Origin of the sequence: Streptomyces flavofungini, assembly GCF_014650815.1 — a bacterium.
GTDB classification, from domain to species: domain Bacteria; phylum Actinomycetota; class Actinomycetes; order Streptomycetales; family Streptomycetaceae; genus Streptomyces; species Streptomyces flavofungini.
The window spans coordinates 128,016-145,169 of record NZ_BMVR01000017.1 but is presented as its reverse complement, the minus strand read 5'-3'; the positions used below and the strand labels follow the sequence as shown (position 1 = coordinate 145,169).

Annotated in this window: 10 protein-coding genes; 3 read left to right on the top strand and 7 right to left on the bottom strand. The window is 69.8% G+C overall.

Annotated elements, in window-relative coordinates:
* Positions 1-112: 112 nt before the first annotated feature.
* Positions 113-754, top strand: a complete 642-nt coding sequence (locus tag IE274_RS33785; RefSeq protein ID WP_229909982.1) for a substrate-binding domain-containing protein — start codon at positions 113-115, stop codon at positions 752-754.
* A 120-nt stretch (positions 755-874) separates the two neighbouring features.
* Here IE274_RS33785 and IE274_RS33780 read toward each other — a convergent pair whose 3' ends face one another.
* Genes IE274_RS33780 through wecB form a run of 5 tightly spaced genes read right to left on the bottom strand, consistent with a single transcriptional unit; the run spans position 875 to position 11,318 of the window.
* Entirely contained in the window at positions 875-3,181 is a 2,307-nt protein-coding gene (locus tag IE274_RS33780) for an NHL repeat-containing protein (protein ID WP_229909981.1), read from the bottom strand.
* A 20-nt stretch (positions 3,182-3,201) separates the two neighbouring features.
* Positions 3,202-5,508 (bottom strand): NHL repeat-containing protein, encoded by a 2,307-nt coding sequence (locus IE274_RS33770; protein ID WP_190119751.1) that lies wholly within the window; start codon positions 5,506-5,508, stop codon positions 3,202-3,204.
* Positions 5,509-5,527: 19 nt separating this feature from the next.
* Positions 5,528-7,810: an NHL repeat-containing protein gene (locus tag IE274_RS33765; protein ID WP_190119750.1), complete on the bottom strand. Its 2,283-nt coding sequence runs from the start codon at positions 7,808-7,810 to the stop codon at positions 5,528-5,530.
* Positions 7,811-7,833: 23 nt separating this feature from the next.
* Entirely contained in the window at positions 7,834-10,122 is a 2,289-nt protein-coding gene (locus IE274_RS33760; RefSeq protein WP_229909980.1) for an NHL repeat-containing protein, read from the bottom strand.
* Positions 10,123-10,124: 2 nt separating this feature from the next.
* A complete protein-coding gene (wecB, locus tag IE274_RS33755; protein ID WP_198897883.1) occupies positions 10,125-11,318 on the bottom strand; it encodes a non-hydrolyzing UDP-N-acetylglucosamine 2-epimerase in 1,194 nt (397 codons plus the stop codon).
* Between the two features lie 795 nt (positions 11,319-12,113).
* On the opposite strand from wecB, the gene IE274_RS33750 reads away from it, so the two are divergent.
* On the top strand, positions 12,114-13,481 hold the full coding sequence (locus IE274_RS33750) for a glycosyltransferase (protein WP_198897884.1): 1,368 nt from the start codon (positions 12,114-12,116) through the stop codon (positions 13,479-13,481).
* Between the two features lie 137 nt (positions 13,482-13,618).
* Here IE274_RS33750 and IE274_RS33745 read toward each other — a convergent pair whose 3' ends face one another.
* A complete protein-coding gene (locus IE274_RS33745; RefSeq protein ID WP_190119748.1) occupies positions 13,619-15,742 on the bottom strand; it encodes a GTPase family protein in 2,124 nt (707 codons plus the stop codon).
* A 290-nt stretch (positions 15,743-16,032) separates the two neighbouring features.
* On the opposite strand from IE274_RS33745, the gene IE274_RS33740 reads away from it, so the two are divergent.
* Positions 16,033-16,866, top strand: coding sequence for a lipase family protein (locus IE274_RS33740; RefSeq protein WP_190119747.1), 834 nt, complete (start codon positions 16,033-16,035; stop codon positions 16,864-16,866).
* On the opposite strand, the gene IE274_RS33735 is transcribed toward IE274_RS33740, so the two are convergent.
* Positions 16,847-17,152: a DUF1330 domain-containing protein gene (locus IE274_RS33735; RefSeq protein WP_190119746.1), complete on the bottom strand. Its 306-nt coding sequence runs from the start codon at positions 17,150-17,152 to the stop codon at positions 16,847-16,849. The two genes, IE274_RS33740 and IE274_RS33735, sit on opposite strands and share 20 nt — an antisense overlap.
* Between the last annotated feature and the right edge of the window lie 2 nt (positions 17,153-17,154).

Below are 17,154 nucleotides of genomic sequence, written 5' to 3'. Positions count from 1 at the left end.
CGTACGAGCAGATCACTGCCGGGCTCGCACAGGCCATCGCGGTGAGCCGCGGGGGGGGGCCGTCAGAGGGGTCGTACGGGTCGGCTGGTCCGGGCCGTGGTGCGGAAACGTCATGGTCCAGGCGGCGGACCGGTTCCGCGTGCGCCACCCGCACTGCGACGTCGAGATCGTGGAAGTGCAGTTGTGCGACCCGCTCGGAGGGATGCGGGCGGGCACCATCGACCTCCAGCTCACCGAATTCCCCATCCGCGAACCGGACATCACCACCGGACCACTGCTCTTCAAGGAGCCGAGGGCGCTCATGGTGCCGGCGGACCACTCCTTCGCACGACGGGACTCGGTGTCGCTCGAGGACCTTGCCGACACCACCCTGGTCACCCTCAACGACGCGCACATACCTCGCTACTGGATGGACCGCTACTTCCCCCGCGAGACCCCATCCGGCCGCAGGATCCCGCAGGGCCCGGCGACCAACTTCTGGCCCGAGGTCCTCGTGCACATCGCCAACGGCGTCGGCGTCAGCACGGTCTCGCTGCGGGCCGAGAACTTCCACCAGCGGCCCGGCATGGTCTTCGTACCGTTCCACGACGCCCCGCCCATCGAGTACGGACTCATGTGGCCCACCGCGGGAACGAACCCCCTGACCGGCCCGTTCCTGGACATCGTGAACGAGATCGCCCACCCGATACGCAGCGCTCCCCACGCCCCCGAGGAGCTGCCGCAACCGGACACGACCGGCAGGCCGCTCGGTTGACGTACAGGTCTCCGCGGTGAGACCAGGCTCGACGACGGCGCCCGACGGGCCGCCGCTCCGGTCCGAGCGGAACTCGGGCCGGAGCGGCGGCGGTTCACCTCATCAAGAGCCCTCGCCGTGTCACAGCACCCGGGCGGTCAGCGGCACCGGTGTCAGGCGGCCGATGGCGGCCTGGCCGTCGTCCGACTGCGTGCCCGGCCTGGCGTCCGGCAGGGCGCGGATGCCGAGGGTGTAAATCAGCGCGGTCCTGTCGGTGGCGCCGGTGTTCAGGTGCGGGTTGGAGGACACGACCAGGGTGCGTCCGCCGTCCTCTAGGCGCGCGTCCAGGTTCCCGGTGACGTACGGCTGGGCGAAGTAGTAGCCGTATGAGGCGCCGCCGGTGAACACGAAGCCGGTGGGGGCGGTGAAGCGCTGCTCGATGGTGCCGGGGTTGACCGGCTGGTTGCCCAGCGAACGGATCTCCAGGTTGAACGTGGTGTTCTGGTTCGGCGCCGCCCCGGGGACCGTCTCCTGCACCACGCGCAGCGCGGTCTCGTTCTGGGCGGCGCCGGTGATCTTGCCGGAGAGCTGCACGGGGACGTGCCGTCCCACGCTCGCCGAGCCGTTGTCGAACTGCCCCGGCAAGGCGTCCGTGCGCGCCTGCACCGGGATGGTGTAGATCAGCGAACCGGTGTCGCTGGTCGTGGTGTTGACGTGCGGGTTGGCGGTGATGACCAGGGTCCGCCCGCCGTCCTCGACGCGGTGGCCGAGGTTGCCGGAGATGACGCCGTGGATGGTCTCGTAGTACGCGTACGTGGGCTGGCCGACGAAGGTGAAACCGGTCGGGGCGCTGTAGCGCTGGACGATGGTGCCGGGGTTGACCGGCTGCCCCGCGGGTGCGGTGTACCGCACGTTGAAGGCGGCGCGCTGGCCCGCGGCGACCTCCGGGACGGTGTCCTGGAAGATCGTCAGCGCGGTCTCGTCCGCCACGGGGGCGGGCACGACGACGGTGACGGGGAGCGTGTAGGAGTTGTCCTTCAGGTTGAGGTCGCCGCCGTACTGGATCTCCAGGGTGCAGGTGTAGGAGCCCGGCGGGGTGCTCTCCGGTGCGGTGATGCGGAACACCCCGTCCAGCGTGCCCTGGTTGGGCGGTAGTTGCTGCCCGGTGAAGGTGCGGGTGAGCCGTCGGCCGGTGGTGCCGGGGCCGCCGACCAGGCCGTCGGCCAGCGTGAGCACCACGGTCACCGACTGGCCGTCGGCGGGGTGAGGGCCGCGGTTGCGAATGCGCGCGCCGAGGTCGAACTCCTGGCCGCGCTGCACCCGGTAGGGGCTGACGACTTCGCCGTACAGGTCGGCGGCGGGCGGGAGCGGCGGGGTCATCTGGGCCACGGCCGTGACGCCCCGGATGCGGTGGTTGTAGTGGTCGGCGATGTAGAGGTGGCCGGCGCGGTCAAGGGCGATGCCCAAGGGGTGGTAGAGGCGCGTGCCCGCGGCAGGGCCGCCGTCGTCCACGTAACCGGCGGTGCCGTTACCTGCCACGGTGGTGATGATGCCGTCCGGGGTGACCTTGCGGACCCGGTGGTTGTGCTGGTCACCGATGTAGAGGCTGCCCGCCTCGTCGAGGGCCAGACCCCAGGGGTAGTGCAGCGAAGTGCCGAGCGCGGGTCCGCCGTCCGAGACGTAACCGGCGGTGCCGTTCCCCGCGACGGTGGTGATGTTCCCGTTCGGGGTGACCTTGCGGACGCGGTGGTTGTGCCGGTCGGCGATGTACAGATTCTCTTCGCCGTCCACCGCCACCGCTATGGGGTGGTACAGCCGGGTGGAGATCGCCGGTCCGCCGTCGGACACGTATCCGGCGGTGCCGTTACCCGCGACGGTGGTGATGTTCCCGTTCGGGGTGACCTTGCGGACGCGGTGGTTGTGCTGGTCCGCGATGTACACGTTTCCGCTGCGGCTCACGGCCACCCCGTGCGGGTAGTGGAGCTTGGTGGCGATGGCGGGCCCGCCGTCGGAGACGTAGCCGGCCTCGCCGGTGCCCGCGACGGTGGTGATGAGGCCGTTGGGCGTGACCTTGCGGATCCGGTGGTTGTAGGTGTCCGCGATGAAGAGGTTGCCCGCGTCGTCCACCGCCACGTCCCCCGGGTAGTGGAGCCGGGTGGCGACCGCGGGCCCGCCGTCGGAGATGTACCCGGCGGTGCCGTCGCCCGCGACGGTGGTGATGAGGCCGCTGGGCGTGACCTTGCGGACCCGGTGGTTGTTCCGGTCGGCGATGAAGAGGTTGCCGTTCTTGTCCACGGCGACGCCGTAGGGGTAATGGACCCGGGTCAGCGCGCCCGGTCCGCCGTCGGAGATGAACCCGGCCGCGCCGTTGCCCGCGACGGTCGCGATGGCGCCTTCCATCAGGCCCGCGGGCTGTGGTCCGGCTCCCGTACTGGCTGCGGTTGTCATGGTTGTTGCTCCCGTCGGGGTCAGAGGACGCGGGCGGTCAGGGCTGCCGGGGCCAGGCGGCCGAGGGCGGCCTGGCCGTCGTCGGACTGGGTGCCGGGCCGCGCGTCGGGCAGGGCGCGGATGCCGAGGGTGTAGATCAGCGCGGTCCTGTCGGTGGTACCGGTGTTGAGGTGCGGGTTCGACCTGATGACCAGGGTCTTGCCGCCGTCTTCGAGACGGGTGTCGAGGTTCCCGGTGACGTACGGCTGGGCGAAGTAGTAGCCGTACGAGGCGCCGCCGGTGAAGGCGAAACCGGTGGGGGCGGTGAAGTGCTGCTCGATGGTGCCCGGGTTGACCGGCTGGTTGCCCAGCGAACGGATCTCCAGGTTGAACGTGGTGCTCTGCCCCGGCGCCGCCGCGGGAACCGTCTCCTGCACCACCCGCAGCGCGGTCTCGTCCTGTGCGGTGCCGGTGATCTGGCCGGACAACTGGACCGGGGTGTGCCTGCCGACGCTGGCCGAGCCGTTGTCGTACCGCCCCGGCAAGGCGTCCGCCCGTGCCTGCACCGGAATGGTGTAGATCACCGAACCGGCGTCGCTGGTCGTCGTGTTGACGTGCGGGTTGGCCGTGATGACCAGGGTCCTGCCGTCGTCCTCGACGCGGTGGGCCAGGTTCCCGGAGACGACGCCGTGGATCGTCTCGTAGTACGCGTAGGTGGGCTGGCCGGTGAAGGCGAATCCGGTCGGCGCGGTGAAGCGCTGGACGACGGTGCCGGGATTGACCGGCTGTCCGGTGGGCGAGACGTAGCGCAGGTTGAAGGACGTGCGCTGGCCCGGGGCGGCCTCGGGGACGGTGTCCTGATAGATCGTCAGCGCCGTCTCGTCGGCGACCGTCGCGGGCACGACGACGGTGACGGGCAGTGTGTACGTGTTGTCCTTGAGGTTGAGCTCGCCGCCGTACTGGATCTCCAGCGTGCAGGTGTACGTGCCCGGCGGGGTGCTCTCCGGTGCGCTGACCCGGAACACCCCGTCCAGGATGCTCTGATGCGGGAGCAGTTGCTGTCCGGTGAACGTGCGGGTGAGCCGGCGCCCCGTGGTGCCGGGTCCGCCCACCAGGCCGTCGGCCAGCGTGAGCACCACGGTCACGAACTGTCCGTTGGCCGGGTTCGGGCCGCGGTTCCTGATCCGGGCGCCGAGGTCGAACTCCTGGCCGCGCTGCACCCGGTACGGGCTGACGACCTCCCCGTACAGGTCGGCGGCCGGCGGGAGCGGCGGAGTCATCTGGGCCACGCCCGTGACACCGCGGACACGGTGGTTCGAGTAGTCGGCGATGTACAGGTTCCCGGCGCGGTCCAGGGCCACGCCCTGGGGCTGGTAGATCCGGGTGGTCGCGGCGGGGCCGCCGTCGTCCACGTAGCCGGCGGTGCCGTTGCCCGCGACCGTGGTGATGGTGCCGTCGGACGAGACCCTGCGGACGCGGTGGTTCTCCTGGTCGGAGACGTACAGGTTCCCGGCTTCGTCCACCGCCACCCTTCGGGGCCCGTTGAGCCGGGTGGCGATGGCGGGCCCGCCGTCCGAGACGAACCCGGCGGTGCCGTTGCCCGCCACGGTGGTGATGATCCCGTTGGGCGTGACCTTGCGGACCCGGTGGTTGCTGTACTCCGCGATGTAGAGGTTGCCCTCGCGGTCGAAGGCAAGGCCGTCCGGGTGCTGGAGCCGGGTGGCGATGGCCGGGCCGCCGTCGGAGACGTATCCGGCGGTGCCGTTGCCCGCCACCGTGGTGATGATGCCGCTCCGGTTCACCTTCCGGACGCGGTGCCCCGACCACTCGCTGATGTAGAGGTTGCCCTCGCGGTCCAGGGCCACCCCGTGCGGGTGGTGGAGGCGGGTGGCGATGGCCGGGCCTCCGTCGGAGACGTATCCGGCCTCGCCGTTGCCCGCGACCGTGGTGATGATGCCGCTCGGCGACACCTTGCGTACGCGATTGTTGTAGATGTCCGCGATGTAGAGGTTGCCCTCGCCGTCGATCGCCACGTCCACGGGCTGGTTGAGCCGGGTGGCGACGGCGGGTCCGCCGTCGGAGATGTATCCGGCCTCGCCGGTGCCCGCCACGGTGGTGATGATGCCGTTGGGGGTGACCTTGCGGACGTGGTGGTTGTTCCGGTCGGCGATGTACAGGTTGCCGTTCTTGTCGACGGCCACGCCCTCGGGGTTGTGGAGCCGGGTCAGCGCGCCCGGCCCGCCGTCGGAGACGTACCCGGCCACGCCGTTGCCCGCGACCGTGGCGATGGCGCCCTCGGCCAGGCCTGCGGGCTGCGGGCCGGTTCCAGTACTAGCTGCGGTGGTCATGTTGCCGCTCCTGTCGGAGTCAGAGGACGTGCCCGGTCAGTGGTACGGGAGCCAGCCGTCCGATGGCGGCCTTGCCGTCGCGGTACGTACCGGGCACGGCGTCGGGCCGGGCACGCACGGTGAGCGTGTACAGCAGCGCGGTCGTGTCGGTGGCACCGGTGTTGACGTGCGGGTCCGACTCGATGACCAGCGTCTTGCCGTCGTCGCGGACGGTCGTGGCCAAGTTGTCGGTGACCGTCGGCTTGACGTAGTAGTAGCCGTACGTGGCGCCGCCGGTGAAGGCGAAGCCGGTGGGCGCGGTGAACGTCTGGACGGTCGTGCCCGGGTCGACCGCCACGTTGTTCAGGGACCGGATCTCGATGTTGAGCGACGCGGCCGCACCCGGTGTGGCCTCGAGGACGCTCTCCTGCTTGACCTGCAGCGCCGTCACGTCGTGCGTGGCACCGGTGACCTTGGCGGCGATCTGGACGGGCGCGTGCTTGCCGACGACCGCGCTGCCGTCGGTCCGCAGGCCGGGCTCGGCGTCGGACCTGGCCTGGACGGGGATGGTGTAGACGAGCGGGCCGGTGTCGCTGCCGGTGGTGTTGACGTGCGGGTTGGCGTTGACGATCAGTGTCCGGCCGCCGTCCTCGACGGTGAAGTCGTCGAGGTTGCCCGTGACGACTGCTTGGTTCGGACCGTAGTAGCCGTAGGTCGGCTCCCCGGTGAAGACGAACCCGGACGGGGCCGTGAAGCGCTGGGTGATGACCCCCGGGTTGACCGGCTTCGCGGTGGTCGAGGAGTAGAGCATGTTGAACTTGGTGCTCTGGCCGGGAGCCGCCTCGGGCACCGTCTCCTGATGGATGTCCAGCTCGGTCTCGTCCGCCACGGGCTCGGGCGCCACGATGACGACGGGCAGGTTGAAGACGTTGTCCTTGACGTTCAGCTCGGCGGCGTACTGGATCTCCAGCGTGGAGGTGTAGACGCCGGGAGGGGTACCGTCCGGCGCGATGACGCGGAAGGTTCCGTCCCACGAGCCCTGATTCGGGGCGAGTTCGGCGCCGGTGAAGGTGCGGGCCAGCCGTCGCCCGGTGGAGCCGGTACCCGGCTCCAGGCCGTCCGCGAGGGTCAGCACCACCGTCACGTCCCGCCCGGCGACCGTGTTCGGGCCCCGGTTCCTGATCCGGGCGCCGAGGTCGAACTCCTGGCCGCGCCGGGCCGAGTGCGGGCGGACGACCTCCCCGTAGAGGTCCGCCGGGGGCGGCGTCGGCCGGACGACCCGGGCCACCCCGGTGACCTTGCGGATGCGGTTGTTCCAGCAGTCGGCGATGTACAGGTCGCCCAGGTCGCTCACCGCCACGCCCAGGGGGTAGTAGAGCTGTCCGGCGGTGGCCTGGTGCCCGTCCCCGCCGTATCCCGCGTTGCTGTTGCCCGCGACCGTGGTGAGGCTGCCGTGCGGGTCGACCTTGAAGACACGTTGCTGGTCGTTGCCCGCGATGAACAGGTTTCCTGCGGTGTCCACCGCCACGCCCACGGGGTTCCAGAGCTTGGCGGAGGTGGCCTGGACTCCCTCCGCGACGGGGCCGCCGTCAGGATTGCCCGCGACCGTGGTGATGCGCCCGTCGCGGGCCACCTTGCGGATGCGCTGGTTATACTCGTCGCCGATGTAGAGGTTGTCGGTGCTGTCGACCGCCACGGCGCGCGGGTGGGAGAACTGGGCCGCGGTGGCCGGTCCGCCGTCTCCGCCATAGCCCTGCGCACCTGTGCCCGCGACGGTGGTGATGACGCCGCCCGGCGTGACCTTGTAGACGCGCTGCTGGTCGTTTCCCCCGAAGTAGAGGTTCCCCGCGCTGTCGAGGGCGACGCCCGTCGGGTACTTCAGCAGGGCGGATGTGGCCTGCCCGCCCTCGCTCTTGAAGTCCCCGAAGCCGTTCCCGGCGACGGTGGTGATCCTGCCGTCCGAGTCGACCTTGCGGATCCGGTGATTCTGCTGGTCGGCGATGTAGACGCTGCCCCGGCCGTCCACCGCGACGGCGATGGGCGCGTTGAGCTGGGCTTCGGTGGCCCGCCCTCCGTCGCCGCTGAAACCGGCCGAGCCGTTCTTGCCCGCGACCACGGTCAGCGTTCCGTCCGGCGTCGCCTTGTAGACCATGTGGTGCTCGTTGTCGGCGACGTACACGTTGCCGTGCCCGTCCACCGCCACTCCCCAGGGCTTCCTGAGCTGGGCGGAGGTTGCCTGGCTCGCGTCCGGGCGGTAGTCGTCGCGGCCGTTGCCGACCACCGTGGTGATGGTGCCGTCCGGCACGCTTGCGGATGTCGTCATGCCTGCTCCTCCGGTGGGTGGCTTCAGCTGATGCGACCGGTCAGCGGTACGGGAGTGAGTCGTCCGATGACCGCCTGCCCGTCGTCGTACGTACCGAGCTTGGCGTCGGGCAGCGCGCGCACCGCGAGGGTGTAGAGCAGCGCCGTGGCGTCCGTACTGCCGGTGTTGACGTGCGGGTTGGACTCGATGACCAGGGTCTTGCCGCCGCCCTCCACCCGGGTGGTCAGATTCCCGGTCACGGCGGGCTTGACGTAGTAGTAGCCGTACGAGGCCCCGCCGGTGAACGCGAGGCCGGTGGGCGCGGTGAACGTCTGGACGACCGTGCCCGGGTCGACCGGCGCGTTGTTCAGGGACCGGATCTCGACGTTGAACGACGTCGTCGCGCCCGGTGCGGCCTCGGGGACGCTCTCCTGGACGAGCCGCAGCGACGTCTCGTCCCCGGCCGATCCGGTGACCTTGGCGGCGATCTGGACGGGGGCGTGCTTGCCGACACTGGCGCTGCCGTCCGCCGAGATGCCGGGGCGGGCGCCGGGGAGCGCCTGAACGCCGATGGTGTAGACGAGCGGGCCCGTGTCGCTGGTGGTGGTGTTGACGTGCGGGTTGGCCGTGATGATCAGGGTGCGCCCGTCGTCCTCGATCACGTAGTCCAGGTTTCCGGTGATGACGCCGTGGATGGTCGCGTAATAGCCGTACGACGGCTGGCCGGTGTAGACGAACCCGGTGGGCGCGGTGTAGCGCTGGGTGATCGCTCCTGGGTTGACCGGCTGTCCGGTGGGCGAGTTGAACAGGACGTTGAACTTGGTCTGCTGTCCGGGGGCCGCCTCGGGCACGGTCTCCTGGTGGATCTCAAGAGCCGTCTCGTCGCTGACGTCCTGGGGGACGACGACGGTCACGGGGAGGGTGAAGGTGTTGTCCTTCAGGTTCAGTTCGCCGCTGTACTGGATCTCCAGGGTGCACTCGTAGGTGCCCGCGGGAGTGGTCTCGGGCGCGCTGACGCGGAACAGCGCGTCGAGGTGCTCCCAGCCGTTGGGCAGGGCCTGGGCGTAGGGGACGATCTTCACGCCGGGGAAGGTGCGGGTGAGTCGCCGCCCGGTGGTACCCGGGCCGCCGGTGAGGCCGTCGGCCAGGGTGAGGACGACGGTGACGCTCTCCCCGTCGACGGTGTTCGGGCCGCGGTTCCTGATCCGGGCGCCGATGTCGAACTCCTGGCCGCGCTGCACGGTGTGCGGGGCGACGGCCGCGCCGTACAGGTCGGCGATCGGGAACCTGGCCGGGTCGAACCGCGTCGCCCCGGCGACCTTGCGCACACGGTTGTTGCCGCCGTCGCCGATGTAGAGGTTGCCGTCGCCGTCCAGCGACACGGTGTCGGGGAAGTAGAGCCGCGCCGCGTCGGCCGTGCTCCCGTCGGCGTTGTAGCCGCCGGTGCCGGTGCCCGCGACGGTGGTGATGATGCCGCTCGGGGCCACCCGGCGCACCCGGTGATTGGCGCTGTCGGCGATGTAGAGGTTGCCGTCGCCGTCCACCGTGAGACCTTCGGGGGCGTTCAGGCGGGTCTTGGCCGCGGGCCCGCCGTCCGCGATGTATCCCGGGTCCCCGGTGCCCGCGACGGTGGTGATGGTGCCGTCCGTCGCCACCTTGCGCACGCGGTGGTTGCCCGTGTCGGCGATGTAGAGGTTCCCGGCCCCGTCCACCGCGAGGCCCTTGGGGCCGTCCAGTTTGGCGGTGGTGGCGGGGACGTCGTCCTTGTCGTAACCGGCCTGGCCGGTGCCCGCGACCGTGCGGATGACGCCGTCGGTGCCGACCTTGCGCACCTTGTGGCCGAAGCGTTCGGTGAGATAGAGGTTCCCGGCCCCGTCCAGCGCGATGGCGAAGACGTTACTGAAAGCCGCGTTGACGGCCTTTCCGCCGTCCGCGGTCTCCGTCCCGCCGCCCGCGACGGTGGTGATGATGCCGTCGGGCGCCACCTTGCGTACGCGGCTCCCGCCCCACGTCGCGAAGTACACGCTGCCGTCGCCGCCCGCCGCCACCGACACCGGCTGGGCGATCTGTGCCGCGGTGGCCTGTCCGCCGTCCCCGCTCAACCCGGATGTGCCGGTTCCCGCGACGGTACGGATCACGCCGTCGGGGCCGACCTTGCGTATCCGGTGGTTGTTCGTGTCGGCGATGTAGAACGCGCCGAAACGGTCGCTCGCCACTCGGGTGCTCTGGAGCGCGGCGGCGGTCGCGGGCCCGCCGTCCCCGTCGAACGCCGCCTCGCCGGTGCCCGCCACCGTCGTGATCGTGCCGTTGGCCACGGCAGTTGGTGTCGCCATCGCTACTCCTTAGGGAGGTCCATCGGGATGTCGGGCATGTCGGGCGGCCTGGGTGTCAGGCCGAGCAGCCAGCCGCAGGCGGCCGCGCATCGCCGGGCCGCCCGCCCGTCGCCATAGGGATTGCGCCGCACGAATGGCAGATTCGCGGCACCCGTGCCCCATGGCGCGCCCTCGCGTGCGAATTCCTTTTCGGCCGCCGCCACGATCTCCGACTCGTCCGTACCGACGAGCCGCGCGATACCGGAATCAATGCCTTCGGTTCGCTCGGTGTTGTCCCGGGTCACCAGGACCGGCAGGCCGAAGGCGGCGGCCTCTTCCTGGATTCCGCCGGAATCCGTGATCGCCAGAATGGAACGAGCCAGAAGTCGCGCGAAGGCGTCGTACGGAATGGGCCCCGGCAACTGCACGTTGGGGCGGCCGGGCAGTGATTCCTCAAGCGCGGTACGGACCAATGGATTCATGTGTGCTGCCACCACGAAGGTGACTTCCGGGTATTGGTGGCTGAGAATTGCCACCGCCCGGCCGATGCGCCGGATCGGCTCGCCCCAGTTCTCCCGGCGGTGCGCCGTCACCAGCACGAGCGGCGCGCCGTCGCGTGCCGCGCGGCGCGGTACGGGGTCGTCGCCGACGGGTGCGCGCCGGCTCGCGCTGACGACCGCGTCGATCACGGTGTTGCCGGTCACCAGGATCCGATCGGCCCGCACCCGCTCGGCGAGCAGATTCCGGCGAGCGGCATGAGTGGGCGCCAGATGGAGGTCGCACACCTCGGCGATCATCCGGCGGTGGGCTTCCTCGGGGAACGGACTGCGCAGATCCCCGGAGCGCAGTCCCGCCTCCACGTGCACCACGGGAATCGAGGAGAAGAACCCGGCCATGGCCCCGGCCAGGGCGGACGAGGTGTCGCCCTGGACCACGACCGCGTGCGTCGCGGGTGAGCTCAGCCCCTTGCCGAGCCCGCTGAGCAGACCGGCCGTCAGATCGCTGACCGAGTGCGGGCCGGGCGGCAGGGTCAGCTCGACCTGCGCGCGCAGCCCGAAGCAGGCGAGCGTCTCGTGGACGACCGGGCCGTGCTGGCCGGTGGTGACGAGGACCGGCTGCGCCCAGCGCGTGCGGGACAACTCGTGCGCGACAGGGGCGAGCTTGATGGCTTCGGGGCGGGTGCCCACGACTATCGCGATGCGCTTCCGCTTGTTCAACGCGCTAGTTTCTCCGTCCGTCGTGCGGGAAATTTGACCATCGTTTCTCCGGCGTCGCGAAGGAATTTATGGCGCACTGGATCACCACCCGTCACGTAGCAGCACGAAAGATTCGATACGAAAGATCACGCAATCGCGCGGAAGTTGAAAGGGGTACCGGTCAGGGATTCCGGCGACTCATGCCCGGGGGTAGCCCGCCGATGAAAGTAACTCCCGGTATGCACGGTGTGCAATGGGTCGGATACAGCACGATTGGCCGGATCCGGGCAGCGTTCTCACGAGGAGAGCGGGAATCTCCTGGTGCCCTCACAGAGCTGGGGGTCAGATTCTCTCGGCATCGACGCGAAAAAGCCTCCGGGTGTCTGTCTGACTCCGCACGGGGGTCTGGTCAGCGGCCGGTTTCTCGGTGAGAGTGGACGGGCGCTCGTCCCGCGCCCCACATGCGCTCTCCCCTGCCCGGAGGTACGCCCGCGCCATGTACATGGGATTCACCGGGCCGCTTCTCGGCGGCATGGCAGCGGCACGGGCGGGAACAGGGCGCGGCACCCTGATCGCGGCGCTCGGCGCGGCCGCGCTGCCCGCCGGTTTCCTCCTGGCGCGGGAGCTACAGCGGCGACTGCCCGGAAGGGAGCGGGCGGCACCGCCTCCGGGGCGTGGTCGGCCGCGGCCCGTCCCGTCGCATCCACCCGCCCCGTCGCGTCCGCCCGCCCCCTCCCGTGCGCCCACACCGCATCACCTGTACCCGACCCCCGCACCCTCCTCCCTGATGGATCATCAAGAACAGGAGGTGCCCCGGTGAAGCGCGCCCTCCTCAAGGCCGTCGACACCATCGGCTACACCGTCATCGGCATGTCCGCCGGCTATCTCGCCCTGGCCATGGGCGCGGGCCTGCTTGAACTGCGGCGCCAGAAAGCCTCGTTACGGGTGCAGGGCGACGCCGCCTACGGCAGCCCGCACCTGGACCGCCGCGACCGCCGCCACCTCTACGCCCTCGTCCCCTGCCTCAACGAGGAGTCGGTGATCGGCACCACGGTCACCGGGCTGCTCGGGCCCCGTACCACCGTCGTGGTCATCGACGACGGTTCCGACGACACCACCGGCGAGGTCGCCGGGCGGGCCGGTTCCGGGGCGCGGGCGGCCGGAGGCGATGGGGACGTGGCCGTGCTGCGCCGTGAACTCCCCCACGCCCGGGAGGGCAAGGGCGAGGCGCTCAACCATGGCATCCGGTTGATCCGCGAGCAGGTCGCCGCCCGCGGCCAGGACCCCGCCGACGTGGTCGTCTGCGTCATGGACGCCGACGGCAGGCTCTCCGACCGCGCGCTCTCCCACGTCCTGCCGCTGTTCGACGATCCCCGCGTGGGCGGCGTGCAGTTGGGGGTACGCATCCGCAACCGCCGCGGCAACTTCCTGACCTGGTTTCAGGACTACCAGTTCTGGGCCATGGCCGCGGTCACCCAGTTCGGCCGGAACTGGACCTCCACGGTGAGCCTCGGCGGCAACGGCCAGTTCACCCGCCTCACAGCCCTGGACCAACTGGGCGAGCGGCCCTGGTCGCAGTCGCTCACCGAGGACTTGGACCTGGCCATCAGCCTGGCCGTACGAGGCTGGCGGCTCCGCACCACCGCGCACGCCTCCGTCGACCAGCAGGGCGTCAGCGATCTCCGCCGGCTCGTCCGCCAGCGCACCCGCTGGTACCAGGGCCATATGACGGCGATCCGACGGATGGGCGAGATCTGGCGGGCGCCGCGGATGCGGCACCTGGCCGCCCTGGAGATGTTCGCCTACCTCCTGGTGCCCTGGATCCTCGACCTGCCCTGGTCGTTGCTCTTCCAGTACTGCCTGATCTGGTTCATCCGCAGTCCCAACGTCCTGGTGCTACGCGGCCGACGGGCCGTTGCCGTGAACGCCACCTGGCTCAAGTGGCCCCTCAACGTCACCGCCTGGTACCTGCTCGCCTTCGCCCCGGCCCTCGCCACGTCCTTCGCCTACCTGCGCCGCGACAAGCAGGTGGGCCCGGCCCGCGCCCTGCTCCTGGGCCACTCCTTCGTCGTGATGAACTACCTCTCGTTCCTCTGCGCCTGGCGTGCCCTGTTCCGCATGGTGCGCGGCCACACCGGCTGGACCAAGACCACCCGCGAGGCGGAGCCGCTCGCCGCGGCATGAGCCGGTGCCCTACGGACAGTCTGTATGCCGGTGGCCACGGATGACGGACCGCGAGCGGAGTCCAGGGCGCACTCGCGACGCCCTGCTCGGCGTTCGGCCCGGGTCTGGGTCGTCGCGACGCGCATGCCGCCGCCCGGTCAGAGCGCCTCCAAAGCCCGGAGGGACTCGACGAGAACGTCCGCTTCGGCACACAGCGGTTCGAGCTGGTCGACGAGTCCCTGCCGGACCTGATTCTCAGGGTTCGCGATGCGCTCGCTGATGCGATCGCGGGACTGTTCGAGCTGCTCCCGGTATTGCGCCAGATTGTCCATCAGATGATCGACGACATCGGTTCCCTGAACACCTGTTGCCAGCGTGAACTGTTCCTTGATCGCGGCGACTTCGGCGTCCATCGCGCCGATCCACTCGTCCTGGAGGACTTGCAGGGAACTGATCCGGCCTTTCCGGCGCTGAACACCGACGAAGACCAGAGCGGCGACCCCGGCGACAAGGCCGGCGGGCGGGAAGAGCGTGCCGGCCGCGGCCAGACCGTACAGCCAGCCCCCGCTGGCTGCGACGGGGGTGACGATGCCGACCAGCGCCGCTGCCCGCTGCACCACGTCGTGGCGGGTGGTCGAACGCCTGCTTTGCTGGGGAAGCGACAGGCTGTTCACGTCAAGAGTGAAGTCCGGAAGCCGTCCTGCGAGATCCTTGTCTCCGAAGACCTGGTCCACCGCTTGGACCAGGTCCTTCTTGAAGCCTTCGAACTCCTCGGTCCACAGCGTCGCCGGACCGGTGGGCCCTTCGATCCAGGTACGGAGCGCCTGGGCCTTCGACACCTGAATCTGGTTCGCCTTGGTGGGCCTGTTGAGGTCCGTGGCCCTGATGACATCGTCCAGCTCGGCGTGGAGATGGGCGGACAGTCGGGTGAAGGGGCGAACGGTCCGCGCGATGCGGTTGTGGAGTTTACGCTCAAGCTCCTCGCGCATACGCGGCAACGCGGTGTCGAGGAGCTCCAGTCGCTGCCGCTCGCTCTTCAGCAACTCCTTGAGCTCGTCGATCTCAAGGCGTTCGTCGCGCAGCCGCACGGTAAGCGCCTGGTGCCGCGGGGCCATGAGGATCCGGGCCTCCGTCGCCACCGCGCCGATGTGCCGGGCGCCGGTCCCGGTACTGATCAGGTCCTCGATCGCCTGACGCAGTGTCTCCATGCGGCTTTCGGCACGCTGCCGCTGCGCTGCGGCCTCCGCTCCCTCGGCGCCGAGTTTGTCCGCACGTGCTTCCAAAGCCGGGGAGACAGGCAGGAAGCCTTCACCGATGAAGCCGAGATCCGGCTGGCCGTTCGGCAGCGTGAAATTGTCTCGCAGGTACGTGTTGTTGCGGGCGATCGTCGCCTTCCACTCCGGGATGTTCCGGAGGTCGAGATTGGCTGCCGCGTCGATGGCGGTGACCACCCACACCACCTGTTTCCCCGACAACAGATAGTGGTCGTACAGGAAACGGATCAGATCAAGGTCACGTTCCGAGAGCGTGCGGCTGGCGTGCGACACGTACATGAAGCAGTCCGCGTCGGCCATCGCCGTCCGGACGATCATGTCGTGGACCGGATTCGGGGAACCATAGCCGGGGAGGTCGTAGAGCTTCGCCGGAAGCTTCGCGCCGGCGAGCATGATCTCCAGTTCGGCCACCTCACGTCCGCGGTGAGGCCTGAGCCGGTCGGTCACATCCGCATCCTGCATCGCATACGCCGCGACCACAGAGGGGGCCGGGGAGTTCCCCACCTCCTCCCACCTGTCCTCTCCGGAATCCGTGAAGCGCACCCTCAGATAACCGGTGCCCGAAGCCTCGAAGCTGGACTGGTCGTCCACCGGCACCACGCTGGCGGGACACGCAGTGGTGGGGACGGGGGATGAAGGCAGGAGGCCCACGAACTTGTCTGCCGTGTGACCGTCGGCGGTCGGTACCTCGACCAGCTCGAGCCCGCCCTGCAGGCCGCTGAGAAGGAAGCTCTTGCCGGACGAGAAAGCGCCCAGCAGCGCCACGTTGATCAGGGTTGAGGCCGCACGTGTCCGCAGCCGTGTCATCGTGCCCGCGTCGCCGAGGACCTCCTCCGGCCATTCCGCCGGAGTCTCAGGAGCGGCTGACGCGGCGCGCAGCCACCCCTCGCACCGATCGAGAACAGCGCGCAACTCGTTGCGTACTTCGTCTATGTCCCTCGGCACAGTCACGGCACAGGTATAGCCCAGGTCGGCGGGGTGGTGTGAGCGTTCACGGAATTCCCGCATGGCTCGGGCCTCTTGAGTTGGGTTCGCCTGCGGCCGGTGACGGTGCCAGTCACGCCGACCGACACATAGTGGGGATCCTCTCGTGTTCGCCGGGATCAACGACGTGGACCTACACGGTCGATGTTGTGGCGACAGGCAGGGCGGCCGGGGCGGCACGCACCCGGGCGCAGGGCGGCAAAGCGACAGCAGCTCTCCGCTCCCGGCGCTCACCGCTGTACCTGGCTCTACAGTGTTGACCACCGTAATCCGGGGGTGAGTTCGGGGGTACGGGCATGGCTTGCGTGGTGGCAGTGCACGGTATCGGCAAGCAGACGCTCGGCGAGGAGACGCTGCGTCGGCAGTGGTTACCAGCCCTCAACGACGGTCTGACGCACGACGGCGCCGCGGATCGCCTCGCGGAGGCGGATGTAGCGGTGGCGTTCTACGGCAACCTGTTCCGCCCCGACGGAGAGTTCCTGGCGGCCGGTGGCCCTCCCTACACATCTGCCGATGTCGAAGAAGGCTTCGAGCGGGAGCTGCTGCTCGCTTGGTGGCAGGCAGCCGCCGCAAGTGATCCGGCCGTGGTCCCGCCGGAGGCGGACACGCTGGTCTCCATGCCGCGGTCAGTACAGGCGGCGCTGATGGCTCTGTCGGGGTCACGGTTCTTCGCCGGCGTTGCGCTGCGGGCGATGGTGTTCGACCTGAAGCAGGTGCACAGCTACCTCACCGACCCGGATCTGCGCGCCGAAGCGCTCGCACGGCTGGTCGGCCGGATCGGCGAGGACACCCGGGTCGTCGTCGCCCACTCGCTGGGCTCCGTCGTCGCCTATGAGGCGCTGTGTGCGCGTCCCGGTCATCAGGTGCGGGCCCTGGTCACGATCGGATCGCCGCTCGGCATCCCCAACCTGATCCTTCACCGCCTCCAGTCGGCACCGCTCGCCTTGGGAGGGCAGCCCCGCGGAGTGTGGCCGGGCGGCCGGCAGCTGACGTGGACGAACCTGGCGGACGGCGGAGACGTCGTCGCGCTCGTGAAGGATCTCAGGACGGCGTTCGGGGAGCAGGTGCGCTGCGCGGTGTGGCTGGGCGGCCGGCTTACGGATGCTCAGCGATGGCCGGGCCCGCCGGTCAGTCGATGCCGTCGATGATGCGGAAGTCGCGCTCGATGCCGTCGGGGAGGGCCACCAGCGCCTTCTGGTATGCCTCGCTCTCGTATGCCGCGACGGCCTGTTCAAAGCTGTCGAACTCGATCAGAACGACGCGTTGCGTGATTCCGGCCTCGTGGGCGACGACTCGACCGCCACGGGACGGGATCCGGGACAGGGTGCGCCCGCCCTCAGCCTGGACAGCCGGACCGGCCAGCTTGTCGTAGGCAGTCAGCTCCTCAGGGTCAGAAATGGCGGGGTAGACACTGACCCAGTAGCCCTTAGCCATGA